19 protein-coding genes are annotated in these 21396 nt (G+C 69.7%); 15 read left to right on the plus strand and 4 right to left on the minus strand.

The window, feature by feature from the left end:
* Positions 1 to 33 precede the first annotated feature (33 nt).
* From GT347_RS17175 to GT347_RS17195, 5 genes are all read left to right on the plus strand, one after another.
* A complete protein-coding gene (locus GT347_RS17175) occupies positions 34 to 1566 on the plus strand; it encodes a hypothetical protein (protein ID WP_160553363.1) in 1533 nt (510 codons plus the stop codon).
* Between the two features lie 64 nt (positions 1567 to 1630).
* Positions 1631 to 2998: a hypothetical protein gene (locus tag GT347_RS17180; RefSeq protein WP_160553364.1), complete on the plus strand. Its 1368-nt coding sequence runs from the start codon at positions 1631 to 1633 to the stop codon at positions 2996 to 2998.
* A 92-nt stretch (positions 2999 to 3090) separates the two neighbouring features.
* The gene (locus GT347_RS17185) at positions 3091 to 4155 is read left to right on the plus strand and encodes a hypothetical protein (protein WP_160553365.1); all 1065 of its coding nucleotides are present in this window, start codon (positions 3091 to 3093) and stop codon (positions 4153 to 4155) included.
* An 88-nt stretch (positions 4156 to 4243) separates the two neighbouring features.
* Positions 4244 to 5389: a dipeptidase gene (locus tag GT347_RS17190; protein WP_229722356.1), complete on the plus strand. Its 1146-nt coding sequence runs from the start codon at positions 4244 to 4246 to the stop codon at positions 5387 to 5389.
* Positions 5390 to 5408: 19 nt separating this feature from the next.
* Positions 5409 to 6653, plus strand: coding sequence for a multifunctional CCA addition/repair protein (locus tag GT347_RS17195; RefSeq protein ID WP_160553366.1), 1245 nt, complete (start codon positions 5409 to 5411; stop codon positions 6651 to 6653).
* Here GT347_RS17195 and GT347_RS17200 read toward each other — a convergent pair.
* Both GT347_RS17200 and GT347_RS17205 read right to left on the minus strand, forming a co-directional pair.
* Positions 6640 to 7350: a LytR/AlgR family response regulator transcription factor gene (locus tag GT347_RS17200; RefSeq protein ID WP_160553367.1), complete on the minus strand. Its 711-nt coding sequence runs from the start codon at positions 7348 to 7350 to the stop codon at positions 6640 to 6642. The genes GT347_RS17195 and GT347_RS17200 overlap by 14 nt on opposite strands.
* Positions 7351 to 7623: 273 nt before the next feature.
* Positions 7624 to 8193, minus strand: coding sequence for a 5-formyltetrahydrofolate cyclo-ligase (locus tag GT347_RS17205; protein WP_160553368.1), 570 nt, complete (start codon positions 8191 to 8193; stop codon positions 7624 to 7626).
* A 10-nt stretch (positions 8194 to 8203) separates the two neighbouring features.
* On the opposite strand from GT347_RS17205, the gene GT347_RS17210 reads away from it, so the two are divergent.
* Positions 8204 to 10207 (plus strand): lytic transglycosylase domain-containing protein, encoded by a 2004-nt coding sequence (locus GT347_RS17210; protein WP_160553369.1) that lies wholly within the window; start codon positions 8204 to 8206, stop codon positions 10205 to 10207.
* 9 nt (positions 10208 to 10216) lie between these two features.
* Here GT347_RS17210 and GT347_RS17215 read toward each other — a convergent pair whose 3' ends face one another.
* Complete coding sequence (locus GT347_RS17215; RefSeq protein ID WP_160553370.1) at positions 10217 to 11101, minus strand: hypothetical protein; 885 nt, start codon at positions 11099 to 11101, stop codon at positions 10217 to 10219.
* A 115-nt stretch (positions 11102 to 11216) separates the two neighbouring features.
* On the minus strand, positions 11217 to 12167 hold the full coding sequence (locus GT347_RS17220; protein ID WP_229722357.1) for an MBL fold metallo-hydrolase: 951 nt from the start codon (positions 12165 to 12167) through the stop codon (positions 11217 to 11219).
* Positions 12168 to 12290: 123 nt separating this feature from the next.
* Between GT347_RS17220 and GT347_RS17225 the strand changes: the two genes are divergently transcribed.
* The 9 genes from GT347_RS17225 (at position 12291) to GT347_RS17265 (ending at position 21387) form a co-directional block, all read left to right on the plus strand.
* Positions 12291 to 13193, plus strand: coding sequence for an esterase/lipase family protein (locus GT347_RS17225; RefSeq protein WP_160553371.1), 903 nt, complete (start codon positions 12291 to 12293; stop codon positions 13191 to 13193).
* A gap of 27 nt (positions 13194 to 13220) precedes the next feature.
* Positions 13221 to 13943, plus strand: a complete 723-nt coding sequence (locus GT347_RS17230) for a GNAT family N-acetyltransferase (RefSeq protein WP_160553372.1) — start codon at positions 13221 to 13223, stop codon at positions 13941 to 13943.
* Between the two features lie 89 nt (positions 13944 to 14032).
* A complete protein-coding gene (locus GT347_RS17235) occupies positions 14033 to 14911 on the plus strand; it encodes an HlyC/CorC family transporter (protein ID WP_160553373.1) in 879 nt (292 codons plus the stop codon).
* On the plus strand, positions 14908 to 16458 hold the full coding sequence (gene lnt / locus GT347_RS17240) for an apolipoprotein N-acyltransferase (RefSeq protein WP_160553374.1): 1551 nt from the start codon (positions 14908 to 14910) through the stop codon (positions 16456 to 16458). The genes GT347_RS17235 and lnt overlap by 4 nt, the downstream gene beginning before the upstream one ends.
* A gap of 106 nt (positions 16459 to 16564) precedes the next feature.
* Entirely contained in the window at positions 16565 to 17536 is a 972-nt protein-coding gene (locus GT347_RS17245) for a tripartite tricarboxylate transporter substrate binding protein (protein WP_160553375.1), read from the plus strand.
* A gap of 34 nt (positions 17537 to 17570) precedes the next feature.
* Positions 17571 to 17912: a hypothetical protein gene (locus GT347_RS17250; RefSeq protein ID WP_160553376.1), complete on the plus strand. Its 342-nt coding sequence runs from the start codon at positions 17571 to 17573 to the stop codon at positions 17910 to 17912.
* A 165-nt stretch (positions 17913 to 18077) separates the two neighbouring features.
* Positions 18078 to 19448: an aspartate aminotransferase family protein gene (locus GT347_RS17255; RefSeq protein WP_160553377.1), complete on the plus strand. Its 1371-nt coding sequence runs from the start codon at positions 18078 to 18080 to the stop codon at positions 19446 to 19448.
* A gap of 5 nt (positions 19449 to 19453) precedes the next feature.
* Positions 19454 to 20503: a GNAT family N-acetyltransferase gene (locus GT347_RS17260; RefSeq protein ID WP_229722358.1), complete on the plus strand. Its 1050-nt coding sequence runs from the start codon at positions 19454 to 19456 to the stop codon at positions 20501 to 20503.
* Positions 20500 to 21387: an arginase family protein gene (locus tag GT347_RS17265; protein ID WP_160553378.1), complete on the plus strand. Its 888-nt coding sequence runs from the start codon at positions 20500 to 20502 to the stop codon at positions 21385 to 21387. The genes GT347_RS17260 and GT347_RS17265 overlap by 4 nt, the downstream gene beginning before the upstream one ends.
* Positions 21388 to 21396 lie beyond the last annotated feature (9 nt).

The raw sequence follows: 21396 nt of genomic DNA on the forward strand, positions 1-21396 counted from the left end.
TTCCATTGCGCCGCCCGTGAAGCGGTCTTAGTCATGAACCTGCCATCGCACGGCCAGAGTGCCGCCTTCCCGCCTTTGTCGATCACCATCCGCAAGTCGGCCATCCCGGGCTACGTTCCGTCGCCGCCGGAGTACGGCCTGAGCGCCGATGTGGTGGCGCAAGCCTTGCGCACGCTTGCGGTCGCCGAGGACAGCCAGTTTTCCAGCTCCGACGAGGAGTCCGAGGATTCCCGCGGCAGCACGCAAACACCCGCCGCTTCGGTGCGGGAGCTGGTGCGGCGGTACCTGCAGGACCATCCCGAAGCGGACGGGCACACCGGCCGGCAGATCTGGACGGCGCTGTGCCAGGAGGGGCATGCACTGGAACTCAAGCGTGTGGCCATGGCCTGCCATCACCTGGTGCGCTCGCGCGATGCCCTGTCGATCATCGTGCCCTGCGCCCGCGAGCGCCGCTTTCGCCTGCTCGGCGAGGGCGAGGCTCCGCGCGTGACCTGCTCGCAGCTCAACTGGGAGGTGCTGATCAAGCTCGCCGCCCGCAGCTGCGGCGGGCAGGAGGAACTGGCCGTCGTCACCGGCCGGCCTTACAGCGAGGTCCGGGCCTTCGTGCCGGCCATGCGGTCGGCCGGCGCCCTGGAGGAGGGGCGCGGCGTGTCGGGCCTGGACATGCGTAATGCCGCCATACGCGAGGAGATGCTGCGCATCCACCACCTGCTGCATCCGCTGCGAAAACGGACCCCGCTGCCCGACAAGCCCGAGGTGCCGGTCCACGGGCCGGACAGCGTGCAGCGTTTCCTCAGCACCCAGCCGCCCGAGGAATGGTTCACCACCACCGACCTGCAGCAGCGCTTCGAAACCTTCGGCAACAACCTGTGGGTGTGGGACAGCCTCAAGCGCCCGGTGAAACACTGCTGGGTGGAGAAGCGGAAAGATCCGTCGGCCAGGCGCTACTACTTCCGGCTGCATCCGCAGTACCGCGCAAGGCTGGCGCGCGCGGCGGCGGACGTGGACTGGGCCGCACTCTTCGGCGGAAAGGAGCCGGAGCACGAGCCGCCGGAGCTGGCCGAACCGTCGATGCAGCCGGAGCAGCCGCAGGATCTGGCGGTGAAATCCGGCGGCATGGCGGCGCAGCCCTCGGCTCGCGTGGTTCCGGCATCGGCACCGTCAGCCGGCGGGTCGCCGGTGCGGCAGGTGGGCGACCTCTGGGCCTATCTGCAAAGCCGCGGCGTCGCCGGCACGGATGCCGGCGACCCGGACCAGGTGCGGGAGTTCATGGCCACCCAGGGCCGCCGCTGCGGCCCGCAGGGCCAGCCGCAGGCCAGCGCCCAGGCGGTGGCGGCGGCACTGTCGGAGCTGCCGCAGCCCCGCCACGCCGTGCTCTGCCTGTCGGTGCAGCCCGGCTACCTGGAGGTCTGGCAGGACACGCAAGGTAGCTGGCAGGTGCAGCCCCCTTATGCCGCGGGGCTGTCCGCGATCCGCCACGATCCGACGGAACTCTGGCCGGTGCTGACACGTTTCTTCGACGGGTCGGCGCGCCGCGTGCAGCTGGTGCCGGTGCTGGAGGGTTGATGCCATGTCGATGCCACCTCTGGATTCGAACGGCGCTTGGTCCGCCCGGACGAAATCGACTTCCGTGCGCAAGACCTGGCGCCATGTCCAGGAGAGCCGGCGCGAAAGCCGGCGCGAAAGCCGGCGCGATGTGCACAGCCCGGAACTGGCCGCATTGGCGGAGTGCAACAGCTCGCCTCACGACGACGGCAGTTTTTCGAGCGGCGCCGATGTGCACGCGGCGGCGCTGCAGACGGACCGGCCGGTGGACGAGCCGCTGGCCGCACTGGTGCTGCGCTACCTCGCGGCCCATCCGTCGGATGAGGGCGACACTGCCCGGGAAATCATGGAGGATCTGGAGAAACTCGGCCATGTGCTGGACATGAAGCTGGTGGCCTCGGCCTGCCACCACCTGGTCGGTGCCCAGAAGCTGGTGGGAACGGCCATCGCGGGCAGCCACATGAAGACCTTCCGCCTGCCGCAGACCGGCGAGCGGCCGGCCCTGCACCTCTCGCAGCTCAACCGCGAAGTGCTGCTGGTGCTGCTGGCCGGCAGCTGCACGACCTGGGGCGAACTCATGCGGGCGACTGGCAGAACCGAAAGCCAGGTCAAGGATTTCGTGCGCCTGCTGCGCCGCACGGAGGGCGCGCCGCGCGGGACCGGCCTGCCCGGCCTGAACCTGGACAACCCATTCGTGCAAGAGGAGCTGCAACACGTCCACGACATCCTGCATCCCCAGGCCACACGCACGCCCGAGCCGGCCGTGCCGCAGGCGCGCACCCATGGGCGCCACAGCGTGCAGCGCCTCCTGGCGGTGCAGCCGCCGCAGGAGTGGTTCAGCCGGGCCGCGCTGGAAAAGTATTTCGACATCCGGGGCTGCGGCAACTGGGCGCTGGAAAGCATCGAACGGCCTTGCAATCACGGCTGGCTGGAGAAGCGCTGGGACGACAGGAAGCAGTGTTTCTTCTTCCGCTTCGCACCCGCCTACCGCGCCCGCCTGGCGGCAGCCGCGGCCGGAGTGGACTGGGCGAAGGTACTGAAGCCCTGGGCGATGCCGCCATGCCACCTGCGCAGCATGCTGGACTACCTGCACAGCCGCGGCATCGATGCGGCCGAGCCCGGCCAGGCCGGCCGGGTGCAGGAGTTCCTGCGGGCCCAGGGCCTGCGCTGCGTGCCGCAGGACGCAAGGCTGGCCAGTGCGCAGGACGTGCTGACGCAGCTCGGCACCCTGCACGCGCCCGGCCAGGCCGTGCTCTGCCTGCCGCTCTGGCCGGCCTACCTGGAGGTATGGCGCGGCGCGGACGGTGCCTGGCTGGCGCGGTCGCTGCTCGATGCCGGGCCCACGCCGCAGGACGCGGATGGCGCCGAGGGCGTGGCCCTGTCGCAGGTGCTGGAACACTTCTTCGCGGTGCCGGGCCGCAGCCTGGAGATCGTGGCGCTGCCCGGGGCTTGAGCGGCCTGCTTCGCGCCGCCGGTCGGGCTTGCGCCGCGCCAGCGCAAGCACGCCGGGCGTGGCCGAGCATGGCGGCTTTGCATCCTGTCGCCATGACATTTCCACCCACCGAGACCTGCGGCAGCCCGGCGCGGACTGGCTCCACCGGATCGAACGGCAAGCCCGCCGGCCAGGACAGGCGAGCACCCGCCTCGCCGCCTCCGGCGCTGGCCTTGCTGCCCTCGCGCAGTTCCGGCTCGGGCGATGGTGATGCCGGCTTCTGCAGCGTCGGCTGCGGCGGTGACGCGCCGGCTTCGTCCGGGCCGTCGACCTTCTCGGCGGCGCTGCGCTTGCTGATCCGGCGTTTCCTGGCCGAGCATCCGCGCGAGCGGGGCTATTCGGCGGCGGCCATGCGCCATGCCTTCCATGACGCCGGGCATGCGGTCAACGCGCGCCAGATGACCGTGGCCTGCAGCCGGCTGTGCACTGTCGAGGGCGTGCTGACGATCGTCAGCGACGGCTGGCATACCCGTTGCTATCGCCTGGTGCGCAGCGGCGAAGCGGCGCGGTTCACTTGCTCGCGGGCCGAGTGGCCGATCCTGCTGGCCCTGGCCGCCGGCCGCTGCGCGAACGCGGTCGAACTGCAGCAGACCACCGGCCAGTCCGAGGGCGAGGTGAAGGCGCTGTTGGCGTCCCTGTGCAGGGCGGGTGCCGCGCATCCGGACCAGGGCTTGCCGCGCCTGAACTTCAGGAATCCCCAGCTGCGCGCGCTGCTGCAGCGCATCTGCGCCATGCTGCATCCCGCCCTGGAACGCACGCCCCTGCCGAAGCGGCCGCAGCCGGCGCCCGACGGCCCTGAGACGCTGCTCGGCTTCCTGGAAAGCCAGCCGCCGCAAGAGTGGTTCACCGGCGCGGATCTGCAACGCCGTTTTCTAGGCCGGCGGCGGCACGGCTGGGCGCGGCGCAGCCTGCAGCATGCGCTGTCGCTCGGCTGGATCGAGTCGCGTGGCAGGTTGTGCAGCGAAGCCTTTCGACTGCGGCCGGGCTATCGCGACGAGATCGCGCAGGCGGCGGCCGGCGTGAACTGGGCAGCGTTCTTCCGCAAGCGGGATGCGGTGGGCGCCGCCGATGAGCCGGGGCCGAAGCGGCCGCGGCCGTCGGGCCAGACGCCGGATTGATCCGGGCTGAGCCGGTCCGCGATCCCTCGCGCCAGGGGGCGGGGCTCACCATAATGCGGCTCCCGCCACAGCCCAGCCGGAGCGCGCCATGACCCTTTCCCGCTTCCCGTCGCCGCAGGCAGCGACCCGCCACGCCGCGCAGCCCGGGCGCCGCCGCTGGCTGGCGGCCGCGGCGCTGGCCTCGGCCGGCCTGGCCGGATGCGCGCGGCCCGCGGTGCCGGTCGCGCCGGTAGTCGGCGGTGCGCAGGAGCATGCGGCCGACGATGTGCCCCGCATCGACATGCACAGCCATGCCGGCCGCGTCTCCCTGGGCCATGACGCCGCGCGCGCCGCCTCGCGTCCCTTCCTGCCGGTGGCCGAGGCGATGCGCGCCGGCGGGCTGGACGTGCTCTGCCTGGACATCGTGGCCGACGGCAGCGCCACCCGGGTCTCGGCCGACCGCCGCAAGATCGAACCCTGGCGCACGCCGGCACCCGGCGAGATGGCCGACTGGGCCCGCCTGTCCTTCGCCCGCGCCGAGGCCCTGATCGCGCACGAGGGCCTGCTGGTGGCCAGCGATGCCGCCGCCCTGCGGGCCGCCCGCCGGGCCGGGCCCACCGTCATCGTGTCCAGCGAAGGCGCCGATTTCCTCGAAGGCGATATCGACCGGCTGGAGCAGGCCTGGCGCGAGCACCGCCTGCGCCATCTGCAGCTGACCCACTACCGCCCCAACGAGCTGGGCGACATCCAGACCGAGGCGCCGGTGCACGGCGGACTGACCGATTTCGGCGCAGAGGTGGTGCGGCGCTGCAACCGCCTGGGCCTGGTGGTGGACGTGGCGCACGGCACCTTCGAACTGGTCAGGCGCGCGGCGGCCGTGAGCAGCAAGCCCCTGGTGCTCTCGCACACTTCTCTGTCGCAGCGCGCCGGGCCGCGCAGCCGGCAGGTCACGCCCGAACATGCACGGCTGGTGGCGGACACCGGCGGCGTGGTGGGTGTGTGGCCGAGCGCGGGTGTCTTCTCCTCGATCCAGGCCATGGCCGAGGGCGTGGCCCGCATGGCCGACGCCATCGGCATCGAGCATGTGGGCCTGGGTAGCGACATGCTGGGCTTCATCTCGCCGCCGGTGCTGCAGAGCTACCGGCAGCTGCCCGAGCTGCGCGCGGCGCTGCGGCAGGCCGGGCTCTCGGCCGGGGATGTGACGAAGGTGATGGGCGGCAACTACCTGCGTGTGTTCACCGCCGCGGTCGGCTGAGCCGCCTAGACTCGCGGCCATGGAAATCTACAAGGTCGGCGGCGCGATCCGCGATGCCCTGCTGGGGCTGCCGGTGCAGGACACCGACTGGGTGGTGGTGGGCGCCACGCCCGAGGCGCTGGTCGCCCAGGGCTATCTGCCGGTGGGCAAGGACTTTCCCGTCTTCCTGCACCCCCGGACCCACGAGGAATACGCCCTCGCGCGCACCGAACGCAAGACCGCGCCCGGCTACCACGGCTTCGCCTTCCACGCCGCGCCCGAGGTGACGCTGGAGGAAGACCTGGCGCGGCGCGACCTCACCATCAACGCCATCGCCCAGCCGGTGGACGCCGTCGGCGCGCAGGGCCTGGTCGACCCCTTCGGCGGCCAGCGCGATCTGCGGGACAAGGTGCTGCGCCACGTCACCGAAGCCTTTCGCGAGGATCCGGTGCGCATCCTGCGCCTGGCGCGTTTCGCCGCGCGTTTCGCCGACTTCTCGGTGGCGCCGGAAACCCTGGCGCTGATGCGCGGCATGGTGGCCGACGGCGAGGTCGATGCCCTGGTGCCCCAACGCGTCTGGCAGGAAATCAGCCGCGGGCTGATGGAGCGCAAGCCCTCGCGCATGCTGGAGGTGCTGCGCGACTGCGGCGCCCTGGCCAGGCTGCTGCCCGAGGTGGACCGCCTGTGGGGCGTGCCGCAGCGCGCCGACTACCACCCCGAGATCGACACCGGCGTGCACCTGAACATGGTGCTGGACATGGCCGCCCGGCTGCAGGCGCCGCTGGAAGTGCGTTTCGCCTGCCTGACCCATGACCTGGGCAAGGGCACCACGCCGGCCGACATCCTGCCGCGCCACCTCGGCCACGAGGGCCGCAGCGCCCGCCTGCTGGCGCCCCTGTGCGACCGGCTGCGGGTGCCGCTGGCCAGCCGGGCGACGGCCGACGTGGTGGCGCGCGAGCACGGCAACATCCACCGCAGCGGCGAGTTGGACGCGGCGGCGCTGATGCGCCTGCTGGAACGCTGCGACGCATTGCGCCGACCCGAACGCTTTTCCGATGTGCTGCTGGCCTGCGAATGCGATGCACGCGGCCGTCTCGGCATGGACGAAAACGCCTATCCCCAGCGCCAGCGGCTGCTGGCCGCGCAGGCGGCGGCGCTGTCGGTGGAGACGGCGCCGGTCGCCGCCGCTGCCGCGGCCGCCGGCGCCAGGGGCCCGAAGATCGGCGAGGCCGTCACCCGCGCCCGCGTGGCCGCGATCGCCCAGGCCCTGGCTACATCACCCTGAACTGCGGCTCGTAGGGCTTGCTGACGGTGAGTTCCTCGGACATGCCGAAGAGCTTGACCCGCAGCCGCCCCATGTCGTCGCGCCGCACCCGTTCCACGAAACGGAAGTTCAGCAGGGTGGAGCGGTGGATGCGCTTGAAGAACTTGCCGTCGAGCAGCTGTTCGAACTCGGCGATCGGCGTGCGCACCAGGCCTTCCTGGTCGGCCATCACCACCCGGGTGTATTTGTTGTCGGCCTGGAAGTAGTAGATCTCGCAGGTCTGGTAGACCACCATGTCGGTGCCGCGCGCGGCGGTGATGGTGGCCAGCGGCAGCACCGGTGGCCGGCCCGGCAGGGTGCTTTCCACGGCGCGTTTGTAGAGGCGGTCGAGGGCGCGCTCCAGCCGGCCGCGGGTGACGGGTTTGAGCACGTAGTCGACGGCGGCCACATCGAAGGCGCTGACGGCGAAGCTCGGATCGCCGGTGGTGAAGATCACCGCCATGTTGCCCGACAGCGCGCCGAGCCAGGAGGGCTCGTCGCTGTCCTTCATGTGGATGTCGAGCAGCAGCACATCGGGCTTGTGCTGCGCCACGGCCTGGACCACCTGCGCCACGCTGTCGACCCGGGCCACGATCTGCCAGCTGGGACGCAATTCCTGGATCAAGCCCACCACATGAGCCTGCTGCAGCAGGTCGTCTTCGGCGACGATCACTTTCATGCCTGGCTCCGAACGGGTTCCGTCGTCGGACTCCCAAGACTCCGAAGATTTGCAGACATTGTTGCACCTATCGATCCGCGTTCACCCATAGAAGAACGCGAAGAAACTCACGGAAAGCACGGAATGTCAGAGGGCCGAAGCCCAGGGCACCAACGCGCCGGCCTCCGCGAGGACGACATTTCAGCTCTTGCATTCAATCAAGAGCGCTTGTCATTGAATCTAATCGAAAGTTTGACCGTCGAAGGCCCGATCAGCGGGCGGAAAACCTGTTCCTTAGGGCCAAACGACCCCGTTGTCATTCAGGATGGCATCGAGTGGCACATCGTGGGCTTCGGGCTCCAGGTCCGGCAGGAAACCCTGGGTGAAACCCAGGCCCACGGTGAAGGGCCGCGGCTCCAGCGCGGCCAGCGTGCGGTCGTAAAAACCGCCGCCATAGCCCAGCCGGAAGCCGCCCGGGCCATAACCCACGCAGGGCACGAAGAGCAGGGTGGGCACCACCAGTTCCGTGTCCTTGGGCTTGGGAATGCCGTAGGCGTCCTCCTCCATGGGGCAGCCGGGGTACCAGGCGTGGAAGCTGAGCGTCTTGTGCTCCCGGTCGATCACCGGCAGGGCGATGCGGCGGCGCTGGGTTTCCCCGGTGAGTTCGCCGTCCTCCTTCCAGCGGTGCAGGGCGGGCAGGGGATCGAACTCCCCCTTGATCGGCCAATAGGCGCCGATGACCGCATCGGGCCGGCCTATCAGCCATATGCGCATCACCCTTTGCAGCAGGTCGGCCCGCTGGAGCCGGTCGGGCAGGTTCAGGCGTTCTTCGATCAATGCCCGGCGAACGGCGGCTTTGTCCATAATTCCCTTGATGACGATACCTTGGAAGATTCTGACATCGGCCGCCCTGGTCCTGTCGGCCGTGTGCCCCGCATTTGCCCAGCCCCTGTCGCCCAGAAGCGGCGACGACGCCGTGCTCGACATGTCGCAGGCCTTCCGCCGGGGCGACCGCAACCGCCTCGCGGCCCTGCTGCCGCTGGTGCGCGGCCATGCCCTGGAACCTTGGGCCGCCTACTGGGAACTCAAGGTGCGGCTGCAGGATGCGGCGCCGGAGGAGGTCGATGCCTTCCTGGCCCGCTGGTCCGGCACCTACCAGGAAGACCGCCTGCGCAACGACTGGCTGCTGCTGCTGGGCCAGCGGCGCGACTGGCAGCGTTTCGCCCAGCAGTATCCGGCCTTTCGCATGAACGACGACCGCGAGGTGCGCTGCCACGCCCTGCTGGTCGGCCAGCTCGGCGGCCTGCCCGCCCCGACGGGCGGCGCCGCCGACGCGCCCGCCGAGGTCTTGCGCAACTGGTATGCCCAGCGCGAAGCCGACGACGGCTGCGCCAATGCCGTCGCCAGCTTCTTCGCTGCGGGCCGCATCGAGCCGGCCGCCATCTGGCGCAAGGCACGCCTGGCGATCGAGGCCAACCGGCCGCGGCTGGCGCGCAATGCGGTGGATATCGTGGCGCCCGATGCCTCGGCCCAGGTGGCCGAACTGAGCGACAACCCGGCGCGTTTCCTGGCGGCGCGAGCGGTCGCCAACTCCAAGGTGCGCAAGGAGCTGGTCACCCTGGCCCTGCTGCGCATGGCGCAGTCCGACGCCGATGCCGCCGCGCTGCAGCTCGACGGCAAATGGAGCGTGCAGATCTCCGCCGAGGAGCGCAACTATCTCTGGGGTGCCATCGGCCGGCAGGCGGCGACCAAGCTCTCGCCGCTGGCCTCCGACTACTTCGGCCGGGCCACGAAGGACGCCGACCTGAGCGGCGACATGCTCGGCTGGAAGGTGCGTGCCGCCCTGCGCGCCGGCCGCTGGCGCGATGTGGTGTCCGCCACCGGCGCGATGGACGAGGCCACTCGCGCCGATCCGGCCTGGGTGTATTGGCGCGCCCGGGCGCTGGTGGCGATCCGTCCGTCGGAAAACCAGCGCGCCGAGGCGCAGCAGCTGCTGGAGAGCATCGCCAGCCCGCGCGGCTTCTACGAACAGCTGGCGATGGAGGAGCTGGGCCGTCCCATCGTGCTGCCGCCGCGCCCCGCGCCGCTGACGCCCGAAGAACGCGACGCCGCCCGCAACAACGGCTCGCTGGCGCGCGGCCTCTACGCCATCCTGCTGGGCCTGCGCAGCGAAGGCGTGCGCGAATGGAACTACGCGACGAATCTGCACAACAGCGGCGGCATGTCCGAGCGCGAACTGCTGGCCGCCGCCGACATGGCCTGCCAGAGCGAAGTGTGGGACCGCTGCATCAACACCAGCGAGCGCACCCGGGTCGCCTTCGACGCCACCCAGCGCTTCCCCATGCCGCACGAGAAGCTGGTGGTGCAGCACAGCCGGCGGGTCGGCATCGATCCGGCCTATGTCTACGGCCTGATCCGCCAGGAGAGCCGTTTCGTCACCGATGCCCGCTCCGGCGTGGGCGCCTCCGGCCTGATGCAGGTGATGCCGGCCACCGCGCGCTGGACGGCCAGGAAGATCGGCCTGAGCGGCTTCACGCCCGACCAGCTGGCCGACCGCGACACCAACATCACCATCGGCACCGCCTATCTCAAGCTGGCGCTGGACGACTTCCAGGGCTCCATGCCCCTGGCCGCTGCCGCCTACAACGCCGGCCCCGGCCGGCCACGCGCCTGGCGCGAGGGCCCGGTGCTGGAAGCCGCGATCTGGGCCGAGAACGTGCCTTTCGCCGAGACACGCGACTATGTGAAGAAGGTGCTGGCCAATACGGTGAGTTACGCGGCCTTGCTCAGCGGCCAGCCGCAGTCGCTCAAGACCCGGCTGGGCAATGTCGGGCCCAAGGACCCGAATTTCGTCGAACCCAGCAAGGACCTGCCCTGAACCCGCGCTTCACACCTGCGTGGGTTTCATCGAGCCGAATTCCTGCAGCTCGATCGCCAGATGGCGGTCCTCGTCTTCGTCATCGTCCTCGACCAGCTGGGCGTACGTCTCGGCGCCAGGCGCGGAATACAGGCTTTTGACCTTGCGCCAGGCGGCATACATGAAAGCCGCGGTGACCGTCGCGCCGCCCCATACCGCGAGCGCGAGCACGGCGATCTGAGCGGGCGACCATGCCACTGGCGGATTGAAAGCAGGTCCCGCCAGATCGCCGGGCCCGGCCGTGGACAACTGGCTCAGCATTTCATCGGTGAGATACAGATTGCCGCAGCCGGGCGCCCGGGCTTCGCGCGAGTCGATGAGGCCCAGTTGGAAATACGGGTGTTCCAGCACATTCTGCGGCAGGCTTTCATAAGCATCGAGCTGGGTCAGATTGCCGCCTTGGCTCAGATAGCGCACCAGCGTATCCACGCCGAATTCCGGAAACGGCGGGTAATTTTTCAGCGTCGGTTGCGGCGCCTGGAAATCCGCGTTCTGCCATACGGCGCGCTCGGGCAGTTCGATGCCGGCCTCGCGGTAGGGCCGCAGCCTCAGCAGTTCGCAGGAGGTGTGGCGGGCGGTCCTGTCGTAGACGATGTCGCGGCCGAAGGCCAGATGCTTCAGCACATCGGCCGGTAAATAGGTGCGGGCGGAATGCAGGCTGATTTCGCCGCCTTTCCGCAGATAATCGAAGAGGGTTTCGATCGAGAATTTATCGAAAGATGGATAACCGTCGAGAGATGGGCTCGATTCAGAGGTCGGGGCCCCGTCGATGTCCGCCTCATAATCGTAATTCGCAGGATCCGGCACTTCCGGATAGGAGATATTCAGGGTGGGTGCATTGGCTAGTGAAAACATGGCAGAAATGGGTTGAACAGGCATCGCCAGGATTTTCGAATATGCGGCCGTTGAAAATCGGCGACGATATTCAGCCGAAACCCGGCACGCCGCGGCGAAGGCGGTTGCCGCCGCTTCAGTTGCCCGGGCTGCGTGCGGGAAGCGTGTTGGCCATGTCCAGCACCCAGGCGCCCTCGCGCCGCGCCGCGCCGCTGCGCTCCAGCTCCGCCACCAGCACGCCGGCCCAGGCGTCGAAGGGCAGGCTGGGGAAATAGCGGCGGTGCACGGTGCGCAGATAGGCGGTGGCGCCGGCCCAGGCGAGCAGGGCGCCGAGCTGCTGGCGCCGCCAGTCGAGCAGGCGGAACTTCAGCAGCACCCGCGCGGCATGGCCGGCGTGGCGGGCCGGGTCCAGCAGGAAGCCGGCGAGCCGGCGCCGCGCGGCGGCCAGGGCGGCCGGCACGTCGTCGAACACCGGGCCGTGGCCGGGCACCACCACCAGCGGCTGCAGCTGCTCGATCAGGTCGAGGGTGGCGGCGACTTCGCCGAAGGCATCGGCGCCCTCCAGCTCCGGGAACACCACGCCGAAGCCGTCGGCCCAGAGGGCGTCGCCCGAGATCAGGGTGCGGCTGGCGGGCTCGAAGAGCACCACCGCATGCATGTCGTGCCCCGGCGCCGACCAGACCTGCCAGTCGCGCCCGCCCAGGGCGATGGTTTCGCCGGGCTGCAGCAGGCGCTGGAAAACGAAACGCGGGCATTCCTGTCCGGTGGCCGCGTAGCTGAGCGCGGCTTCGTCCCAGTCGCGCACGGCGGCGGCTTCGCCCGGCGGTATCGCGGTGACCAGCTCCGGATAATGCTGCTGCAGCGCCGCATTGCCGCCGCAGTGGTCGCTGTGCAGATGGGTGTTGAGCAGCAGTTCCAGCGGCTGGCCGCCGAGAGCCTGCTCGACCAGCTCCACGGTCTGCTCCGCATGGCTGCAGTAGCCGCTGTCGACCAGTGCCGCCGGATGGCCCGGCTGGTGGAACAGCACGTTGTTGGACGAGAGCCAGCCGCGTTCGAGCACCGTCATGCCCTCGGGAAGTGCTTGCATGGGCAGCGTCGCAGGTGGGTGAAGGTCGGCCATTCTTTCGTCGGGCCCCGGCATGTGCCAGCGGGCTTCTACCGAGCCGGCCCTTCCGTGCGACGATGGCGGGCTGCATCGCACCGGACCCCCATGCTCGCCCGACTCCAGCAACGCATCACCCTCGGGCTGCTCGCCTGCACGGCCGTCTGGCTGATCGCCTGGTGGCGCTTCTCGCCGCCGACGGCCGTGGCCGGCGGCTTGCTGCTGCTGTTCGGCCATGCCTTTTTCATCGGGCTGGAGATGCTGGCGATGCGCCAGGTCAACCGTGCCGACCCGGCGCCGCGCGCCGGCACCGCGATGCTGCTGCGCGCCTGGCTGCGCGAAAGCCTGATGGCGCCGCGTGTCTTCTGCTGGCGCCAGCCATTTTTCGCGGACGCCGTGCCCGACCACCTGCCCGCCGACGCGGCCGGGCGCCAGGGCGTGGTGCTGATCCACGGCTTCGTCTGCAACCGCGGCTTCTGGACGCCCTGGCTGCGCCTGCTGCGGGCGCGCGGCCAGCCCTTCGTCGCGGTGAACCTGGAGCCGCTCGTCGCCGACATCGAGGCCTACCGGCCCATCGTCGATGCGGCGGTCGCCCGCATCGCCCAGGCCACCGGCCGGCCGCCGGTGCTGCTGTGCCACAGCATGGGCGGACTGGCGGCGCGCGACTGGCTGCGTGCGGACGGCAATGCGTTGCGCGCAGCCCGCATCGTCACCCTGGGCACGCCGCACCAGGGGACCTGGCTGGGGCGCTTCTCCCAATCCGGCAGCGGGCTGCAGATGCGCCGGGACGGCGCCTGGCTGGCGGCCCTGGCGGCGGGCGAGCCGGACAGCCTGCGCCAGCGCATGCAGTGCTGGTATTCGAACTGCGACAACGTGGTGTTCCCCAGTTCCACCGCCAGCCTGGCCGGCGCGGACAACCGCTTCGTGCCCGGCCTGGCGCATGTGACGCTGGCCTTCGATCCCCGGGTGATCGAGGCGGTGCTGGCCGATCTTGCGGAGGATCTAGGGTAAACCCTTGATATGACCTAAAATCACGGGATGTTCCCCTCCAAAGCCTGGCTCCAGGCCTCCTTGCACGCCGGCAGCCGCTGGCTGCGGCCCGCCCGGCCGGCCGGCTCGGCCCGCCACGCGGCGGCTTCGCTGGTGCCGATCCGGGTGCTGGGGCCGTCCTACCGCGAACGCATCCGCGCCCACCTGCTGGCGCTGGACGAGGGTGATCGCTACCTGCGCTTCGGTTACGTGGCGCGCGACGCGCAGATCAACCAGTACGTGGCCCGGCTCGACTTCGACCGCGACGAGATCTTCGGCATCTACAACCGCCGGCTCGAACTGATCGCCGTCGCCCACCTCGCCTACGGCGATGCCGGCCAGTCGCCGCGCACGGCGGAGTTCGGCGTGTCGGTGGTGCCGCGGGTGCGCGGCCGCGGTTTCGGCGGCCGGCTGTTCGCCCGGGCCATCGTGCATGCGCGTAATGCCGGCATCGGCCAGATCGTGGTGCAGGCGTTGAGCGAGAACGCCGCCATGCTGAAGATCGCGCGCAAGGCCGGCGCCACCGTGCAGCGGGACGGCTCGGAGTCGCAGGCCTATCTGGCCCTGCCGCCGGCCACGCTGGACAGCCGTGTGCAGCAGTGGTGGGAGGCGCATATCGGCGAGACCGACTACCGCCTCAAGCGCGACTCCAAACGCTTCTGGGACTGGATCGGCGGCATGCAGGAAGTGCGCAAGGGCGTCCGTTCCGGGCGCCTGCCGACCGGGCGCTAGGGCCGCACAAGCCCCGATCCGCCCCGACCGGCCGGGCTTCCGCTATCCTTGCCGTTCCTCAGCAACCGCACGTCCTGCACCCCCCGCCCGTGTCAGACCCCCATCCTTCGCGCGCAGAGAAGGAAGACAAACGCACCTTCCTGCAGAAGGTCGCCGAATTCATCCACCCCGCTCCGGAGTCCAAGGACGACCTGGTGGCCGTCCTCGCCGAAGCCGAGGACAACGACATCATCGGCCCCGATTCCCGGGTGATGCTCGAGGGCGTGCTCCGCATGGGCGACAAGAGCGCCGGCGACGTGATGGTGGCCGCGCCGCGCATGGATGTCATCGACATCGACGCGCCCTACGAAGACCTGCTCAACCTGGTCATCGACACGGCGCACTCGCGTTTCCCGGTGTTCCACGGCGAGCGCGAGAACATCATCGGCTTCCTGCTCGCCAAGGACCTGCTCAAGCTGCAGCGCGCGCCGGACCTCAACATCCGCGCCCTGCTGCGCCCCGCGATCTTCGTGCCCGAGAGCAAGGGCCTGAACGACCTGCTGCGCGAATTCCGCGCCAACCGCAACCACCTGGCCATCGTCATCGACGAGTTCGGCCGGGTCGCCGGCCTGGTCACCATCGAGGACGTGCTGGAGCAGATCGTCGGCGAGATCGAGGACGAGTTCGACATCGGCGAGGAAGAGGGCGACATCTTCGCCCTGGCAGACCGCAGCTACCGCGTCTCCGGCGACACGCCGATCGAGCGGGTGGCCGAGGCCTTCGACACCGTCATCGCGCCCACCGACGCCGAGGACGAGTTCGACACCATCGGCGGCCTGATCGCCCACGAGATGGGCCATGTGCCGCGCCGGGGCGAGATCTATGAACTCGGCGGCCTGCGTTTCCTGGTGATGCACACCAAGGGCGGCGCGGTGCGCTGGTTCAAGGTGACGCCGGCGGCAGCCGCGCCGGCGCCCGAGGACGCTTGAACCGCGCCCCCTGGCCCCGCCGCGGCGGCCCTGGCACCTGGAGCGCCCTGGCGCTGGCGGTGCTGGCCGGCCTGGCGCAGGCCGCCTCCATCGCCAGCCCGCTGAACGGCGCGCCGCTGTGGTGGCTGCAGGTGCTGTCGCTGGCCGGGCTGGTCGCGCTGCTCGAACAGGCGCCCAGCGCCCGCGCCGCCGGCCTGCGCGCCTGGGTGTTCGCCACCGCCTGGCTCTGCGGCACCTTCTGGTGGCTCTATATCTCCATGTACACCTATGGCGGGCTGCCGGCTCCGCTGGCGGCACTGGCGGTGCTGGGGCTGGCGGCTTTCCTGTCGACCTATTACGGCGTCGCTGGCGCGGTCTACCGCGCCTTGCCGGCGCGCGGGCTGGCGCGGCGCGCGCTGGCCTTCGGCGGGCTGTGGCTGGTGGCCGAGCTGCTGCGCAGCAGCTGGTTCACCGGCTTTCCCTGGGGCGCCGGCGGATATGCCCATGTCGATGGCGCGGCGCCCTGGCTGGCGCCGCTGGTCGGCGTCTACGGATTGGGTGCGCTGGCGGCCGGGCTGTCCGCGGCCATCGCCTGCGCGCTGCTGGCGCGGCGGCTGGTGCCGGCCGCTGTCGCGGTGCTGGCCCTGTGCCTGGGCAGCTACTGGCCGCAGGGCGAACGCGCCGCGGCTTCCACGCCGCCGCTGTCGGTGGCGCTGCTGCAGGGCAATATTCCGCAGGACGAGAAATTCCAGGCCGGCAGCGGCGTGCCCACGGCCCTGGCCTGGTACCGCGAGCAGATGGAATCGGCCACCGAATCGCTGATCGTCGCCCCCGAGACCGCCATCCCGGTGTTGCCGCAGGAGCTGCCGCCCGGCTATGCCGACGAGCTGGGCAAACGCTTTGCCAGCGGCCAGCAGGCGGCCCTGTTCGGCATTCCGCTGGGCAATTCCTCGCAGGGCTACAGCAATGCCACGCTCGGCCTCAAGCCCGGCCAGGCCTCGACCTATGTGTACGACAAGCACCATCTGGTGCCCTTCGGCGAATTCGTGCCGCTGATGTTTCACTGGTTCACCGAGATGATGGACATCCCGCTGGGCGACTTCCGCCGCGGCGATGTCGGCCAGCCCTCGTTTGTCTGGCAAGGCGAGCGCCTGGCGCCCAACATCTGCTACGAGGATCTCTTCGGCGACGAACTGGCCCGGCGTTTCACCGACCCGGCCCAGGCGCCGACCATCTTCGTCAACGTCAGCAACATCGGCTGGTTCGGCAACACCATCGCCATCGACCAGCACCTGAACATCTCGCGCATGCGTGCGCTGGAGTTCCGCAGGCCGATGGTGCGGGCCACCAATACCGGCGCCACGGTGGTGATCGACGACGGCGGCCGGGTGACCGCATCGCTGGAGCCCTTCACCCGCGCCGTGCTGCACACCCAGGTGCAGGGCCGCTCCGACGCGCCCACGCCTTATGCGCGCTGGGCCGGGCGCTGGGGCCATGCGCCGCTATGGGTGCTGGGACTCGCCGTGGCCTGGCTGGCGGGAGCGTGGCGGGTGCGCCGGCGAAGCTGACAGAACGCTGGCGCCGGGCGTTTCTCCGGATGACAGCGGACCTTGGAGCATTCCTTAATCGGCATGGGGCCATAAGCCCGCCAGAACCGAGACAAGGAATCCCGTCATGCAACGCCGCCACCTCCTGCAAAGCGCCATCGGCGCCGCAGCCCTCGCCACCACCGGCGCCCAAGCCCAGTCCAGCGCCGGCTTTCCCGCCAAGCCGATCCGCCTGGTGATCGCCTTTCCCGCCGGCGGCCCGACCGACATCACCATGCGCCAGCTGGCCGAGAACGCCTCGAAGCTGCTAGGCCAGCCGGTCATCGTCGAGAACAAGCCCGGTGCCGGCGGCACCCTGCCGGCGCAGATGCTGCAGAGCTCGCCGGCCGACGGCTACATCCTGGCGCAGATCCCCCTGGGCGTGTTCCGCATCGGCTACACCACCAAGATCAACTGGGACCCGGTCAAGGACATCCGCTACGTCATCAACGTCACCGGCTATGCCTTCGGCATCGTGGTGCCGACCAACGGCCCCATCAAGAACTGGGCCGACTTCGTGGCCTATGCCAAGGCCCATCCCGGCCAGCTGAGCTACGGCTCCACAGGCACCCTGACCAGCCCGCACCTGACCACTGAACTGGTGGCGCAGAAGCTGGGCATCCAGCTCAACCACATCCCCTACAAGGGCAGCTCCGAGCTGATGCAGGCGGTGATCGGCGGCCATGTGATGGCTGCGGCCGACTCCACCGGCTTCGCCCAGCAGGTGGCGGCCGGCAACCTGCGGGTGCTCAACACCTGGGGCGAGCAGCGCCTGGACAAGTTCCCCGACGCACCCACGCTCAAGGAACTGGGCCTGGACATCGTGCAGAACTCCCCCTTCGGCATCGGCGCGCCGCGCGACACGCCGCCGGATGTCGTCGCCAAGCTGCACGACGCCTTCAAGAAGGCCATGGAAGACCCGGCCTACCTGCAGGCCCTGGCCCGCTACGACATGCTGCCCAACTACATGGACTCGGCCCGCTACACCCGCTTCGCGCAGGACACGGTGGCGCGCGAGAAGGCCCTGATCGACAAGCTGGGCCTGGCCAAGCCGACCTGAGCAGCCGCCGCACGCCGGGGCGGACAATCGCCGCATGTCCGACCCGGCCTGGCAGACCATCCACATCCACCGCGAGGCGCCGCCCAAGCCCGTCCTGGGCGCGCCCTGCAACGGCTGCGGCCAGTGCTGCCTGGTGGAGCCCTGTCCGCTCGGCATGGTGATCTCCCGGCGTCGGCGCGGCGCCTGTGCCGCCCTGCGCTGGGACGAGGGCCAGCGCCTCTACCGCTGCGGCGTGGTGAGTGAGCCGGCCGAGGTGCTGGGCCCGCGCTGGCGCTGGCTCGGCCCGCTGGCGGCGCGGCTGGCGCGGCGCTGGATCTCGGCGGGATCGGGCTGCGACGCCGAGCTGGAATTGGCCCCCGGCGACCGCGCCGGATGAATCCGCCGGAAACGACTCCACACTTCTTACACATTCGCTTGACGCCCGGTCAAGGTTGTCACCGCAGACTGCGCCGGCCGCAGCGTTTCGCCGTGCGGCTCCTGCCCCTGGCCCGCACCGGCCTGCCGGGCCTTTCCTAGAGATCACTCCCGGAGTTCCCTTTCCATGGATCACGCACAGCTGCTGGCCGACGAAGCCAAGTATTGTTCCTTCGGCGACACCGTCCACTACGTCAATCCGCCCAAGATCTTCTCCGGCTGCGAGGGCAGCTACATGCACGACGACAAGGGCGTGCGCTACCTCGACCTGCAGATGTGGTACTCGGCCGTCAACTTCGGCTACAAGAACAAGCGCCTGGAAGAGGTGATGATCAAGCAGCTGCACGAGCTGCCGCAGATCGCCAGCCAGTACCTGCATCCCACCAAGATCGAGCTGGCCAAGTGGATCGCCCAGGACGCCGAGGCCAAGTGGGGCCGCGAAGGCCGGGTGCACTTCAACGTCGGCGGCGCGCAGGCCATCGAGGATTCGCTCAAGGTGGTGCGCAACGCCAGCAACGGCAAGAGCCTGATGTTCGCCTTCGAAGGCGGCTACCACGGCCGCACCCTGGGCGCCTCTTCCATCACCTCCAGCTACCGCTACCGTCGCCGCTTCGGCCACTTCAGCGACCGCGCCCAGTTCATTCCCTTCCCCTACCCCTTCCGCCGCCCCAAGGGCATGACGGCCGAGGAGTATTCGGAATCCATCGTCAAGGACTTCGCCCGCAAGTTCGAGAACGAATACCACGCCATCTGGGACCCCAAGACCAACCAGTGCGAATACGCGGCCTTCTACGTCGAGCCGATCCAGGGCACCGGCGGCTACGTCATCCCGCCGCCGAACTTCTTCAAGGGCCTGAAGAAGGTGCTGGACGATCACGGCGTGCTGCTGGTCGTCGATGAGATCCAGATGGGTTTCTGGCGCACCGGCAAGCTCTGGTCGATCGAGAACTTCGGCGTGCAGCCGGACGTGCTGGTCTTCGCCAAGGCGCTGACCAATGGCCTCAACGCCCTGTCGGGCCTGTGGGCGCGCGAGGAACTGATCAACCCCAAGATCTTCCCGCCGGGCTCCACCCACTCCACCTTCGCCTCCAACCCGCTGGGCACCGCGCTCGGCCTGGAAGTGCTGAAGATGACGGCCGAGGTCGATTTCGGCAAGCAGGTGAACGAGAGCGGCGCCTACTTCCTCGAAGGCCTGAAGGACCTGCAGAAGCGCCACAAGGAAATCGGCGATGTCGACGGCCTGGGCCTGGCCCTGCGCGCCGAGATCTGCACCGACGACGGCTTCACCCCCAACCGCGCCCTGCTCGACAAGATGGTCGACATGGGCCTGGAAGGCACGCTCGAATACCAGGGCGAGAAGCGCGGCCTGGTGCTGGACGTGGGCGGCTATTACAAGAACGTGATCACCTTCGCGCCTTCGCTGATGATCAGCCGCAGTGAGATCGACGAAGCCATGGTCCTGCTGGACCAGCTGCTGACGCGCGCCAAGAGCGCCTGAGCGGCGTGCGCAACGCGCTGGAACCGCCGGCACTGGCCCGGCAGTTCGCGGCCTGCCCGCCCGAGGGCTTCGTGGTGGCGGATGTCCTGGGGGCGCCGCTCTTCGTGGCGCCCTTCGACCTGCTGACCACGGCCGACGACGCCCTCAAGCAGCGCGCCGCCGCGCTGCCGGGCTTCGCCCGCTGGTCGCGCTGGCTGCGCATCCGCACCGCCTTCGTCGGCACCACGGCGACCGAATACGCGCCGCTGCCGGCGGATGCGGCGCCCGCCGCGCTGGTAGCCGCCCTGCGCGAAGGCCCTGGCCGGCAGCACCGGCTGACCATCGTCAAGGACCTGCCGCAGCAGTCGCCGCTGTTGGCCGACGAGGACAACGCCGTATCCGAGGCCTTCATCCAGGCGCTGCAGGCCCGGGGTTTCGTCGCTGTCGAGGGTCAGGCCCTGGCCTATGTGCCGATCGACTTCGCCGATGGCGATGCCTACCTGGCCCGCCTGTCCACCAGCCGGCGCAAGAACTTGAAACGCAAGCTGCGCAGCCGGGCCGAGCTGGAGATCCTCCGTCTGCCGACCGGCCCCGCCTTCGCGGACGACGCGGCGGTCGATGCCTATTACGCCCTCTACCAGGGGGTGTTCGCCCAGAGCGAGATCCACTTCGACAAGCTGGGCCGCGAGTTCTTCGCCGGGCTGCTGCGCGACGCGGACAACGGCGGCATCGTCTTCGAATACCGCCGCCAGGCCGACGGCGTGCTGCTCGGCTGGAACCTGTGCTTCGAATACGGCGGCAAGCTGGTCGACAAGTACATCGGCCTGGCCTATCCGGCGGCACGCGAGGTCAACCTGTACTTCGTGAGCTGGATGGTGAACCTGGAATACGCCATCGAGCGCGGCCTGTCCCACTACATCGCCGGCTGGACCGATCCCGAGGTCAAGGCCCAGCTGGGCGCCTCCTTCACCTTCACCCGCCACATGGTCTACGTGCGCAACCCCCTGCTGCGCGCCCTGGCGCGGCGTTTTGCCGGCCGCTTCGAAAGCGACCGGACCTGGAGCGAAAAGGAATGACCCAGCCGCTCGCACCCGTGGTGCTGGACATCGACCGCTCGGTCGGCGCCTTGCCGGGCGAGTTGCGCATCGACCTGGCGAGTTGGCAGGAGCTGGTGCGCTTCGGCTGCGGCCTGGCTGCCATGCGCCGCTTCGGCCAGGCGCTCGACACCAGCCTGCCCGCAGCCGACCGGCACGGCACGGTGTTTTTCGGCAGCGGCGATTTCCACCATCTGAGCTGGCCGCTGATCCTGCGCCAGTTGCGCCAGCAGCCCGGCCGACGGCTGCGGGTGGTGGTGCTGGACAACCATCCGGACAACATGCGTTTTCCCTTCGGCGTGCACTGCGGCTCCTGGGTGCGCCAGGTGGCGCTGCTGCCGCAGGTCTCGCATGTGCATGTGGCCGGCATCACCTCGGGCGACATCGGCCTGGCCCATGCCTGGGAGAACTACCTGCGGCCCCTGGCCGCCGGCAAGCTCACCTACTGGAGCTGCGGCGTGGAAACCGGCTGGGGACGGCGGCTGGGGCTGGGCCGGGGCTTTCGAAGCTTCTCCAGCCTCGAAGACCTGACACAGGCGCTTTGCGACACACTCGCCGCCTCGCCCGAGCCCACTTATTTCTCGGTCGACAAGGACGTGTTCGCACCCGAGGTGGTGCGTACCAACTGGGACCAGGGCCGCATGACCGAGGCGCAGGCCATGGCCATCGTGCAGGCGCTGCGCGGCCAGATCGTGGCGAGCGACGTGACGGGCGAAGTCTCGTCCTACCGCTACGCCACCGCCTGGAAACGCTGGCTTAGCGCCGGGGATGGGCAGGACACCGAGATCGATGCCCGGACGCTGCAGGCATGGCAGGCGGGGCAGGGCGATTTCAATCTCCGGCTGCTGGCCGCCCTGGGGGCTTGAGGGCATTCC

This window comes from Xylophilus rhododendri, from assembly GCF_009906855.1.
GTDB classification, from domain to species: Bacteria; Pseudomonadota; Gammaproteobacteria; order Burkholderiales; family Burkholderiaceae_C; genus Xylophilus; species Xylophilus rhododendri.

What these genes read in the sequence shown, in the direction of transcription:
- GT347_RS17175 (WP_160553363.1), top strand. Translation starts at nt 34, where the DNA reads ATGAACCTGCCATCGCACGGCCAGAGTGCCGCCTTCCCGCCTTTGTCG.
- GT347_RS17185 (WP_160553365.1), top strand. Translation starts at nt 3,091, where the DNA reads ATGACATTTCCACCCACCGAGACCTGCGGCAGCCCGGCGCGGACTGGC.
- GT347_RS17190 (WP_229722356.1), top strand. Translation starts at nt 4,244, where the DNA reads ATGACCCTTTCCCGCTTCCCGTCGCCGCAGGCAGCGACCCGCCACGCC.
- GT347_RS17195 (WP_160553366.1), top strand. Translation starts at nt 5,409, where the DNA reads ATGGAAATCTACAAGGTCGGCGGCGCGATCCGCGATGCCCTGCTGGGG.
- GT347_RS17200 (WP_160553367.1), bottom strand. Translation starts at nt 7,350, where the DNA reads ATGAAAGTGATCGTCGCCGAAGACGACCTGCTGCAGCAGGCTCATGTG.
- GT347_RS17205 (WP_160553368.1), bottom strand. Translation starts at nt 8,193, where the DNA reads ATGGACAAAGCCGCCGTTCGCCGGGCATTGATCGAAGAACGCCTGAAC.
- GT347_RS17210 (WP_160553369.1), top strand. Translation starts at nt 8,204, where the DNA reads ATGACGATACCTTGGAAGATTCTGACATCGGCCGCCCTGGTCCTGTCG.
- GT347_RS17215 (WP_160553370.1), bottom strand. Translation starts at nt 11,101, where the DNA reads ATGTTTTCACTAGCCAATGCACCCACCCTGAATATCTCCTATCCGGAA.
- GT347_RS17220 (WP_229722357.1), bottom strand. Translation starts at nt 12,167, where the DNA reads ATGCAAGCACTTCCCGAGGGCATGACGGTGCTCGAACGCGGCTGGCTC.
- GT347_RS17225 (WP_160553371.1), top strand. Translation starts at nt 12,291, where the DNA reads ATGCTCGCCCGACTCCAGCAACGCATCACCCTCGGGCTGCTCGCCTGC.
- GT347_RS17230 (WP_160553372.1), top strand. Translation starts at nt 13,221, where the DNA reads ATGTTCCCCTCCAAAGCCTGGCTCCAGGCCTCCTTGCACGCCGGCAGC.
- GT347_RS17245 (WP_160553375.1), top strand. Translation starts at nt 16,565, where the DNA reads ATGCAACGCCGCCACCTCCTGCAAAGCGCCATCGGCGCCGCAGCCCTC.
- GT347_RS17250 (WP_160553376.1), top strand. Translation starts at nt 17,571, where the DNA reads ATGTCCGACCCGGCCTGGCAGACCATCCACATCCACCGCGAGGCGCCG.
- GT347_RS17255 (WP_160553377.1), top strand. Translation starts at nt 18,078, where the DNA reads ATGGATCACGCACAGCTGCTGGCCGACGAAGCCAAGTATTGTTCCTTC.
- GT347_RS17265 (WP_160553378.1), top strand. Translation starts at nt 20,500, where the DNA reads ATGACCCAGCCGCTCGCACCCGTGGTGCTGGACATCGACCGCTCGGTC.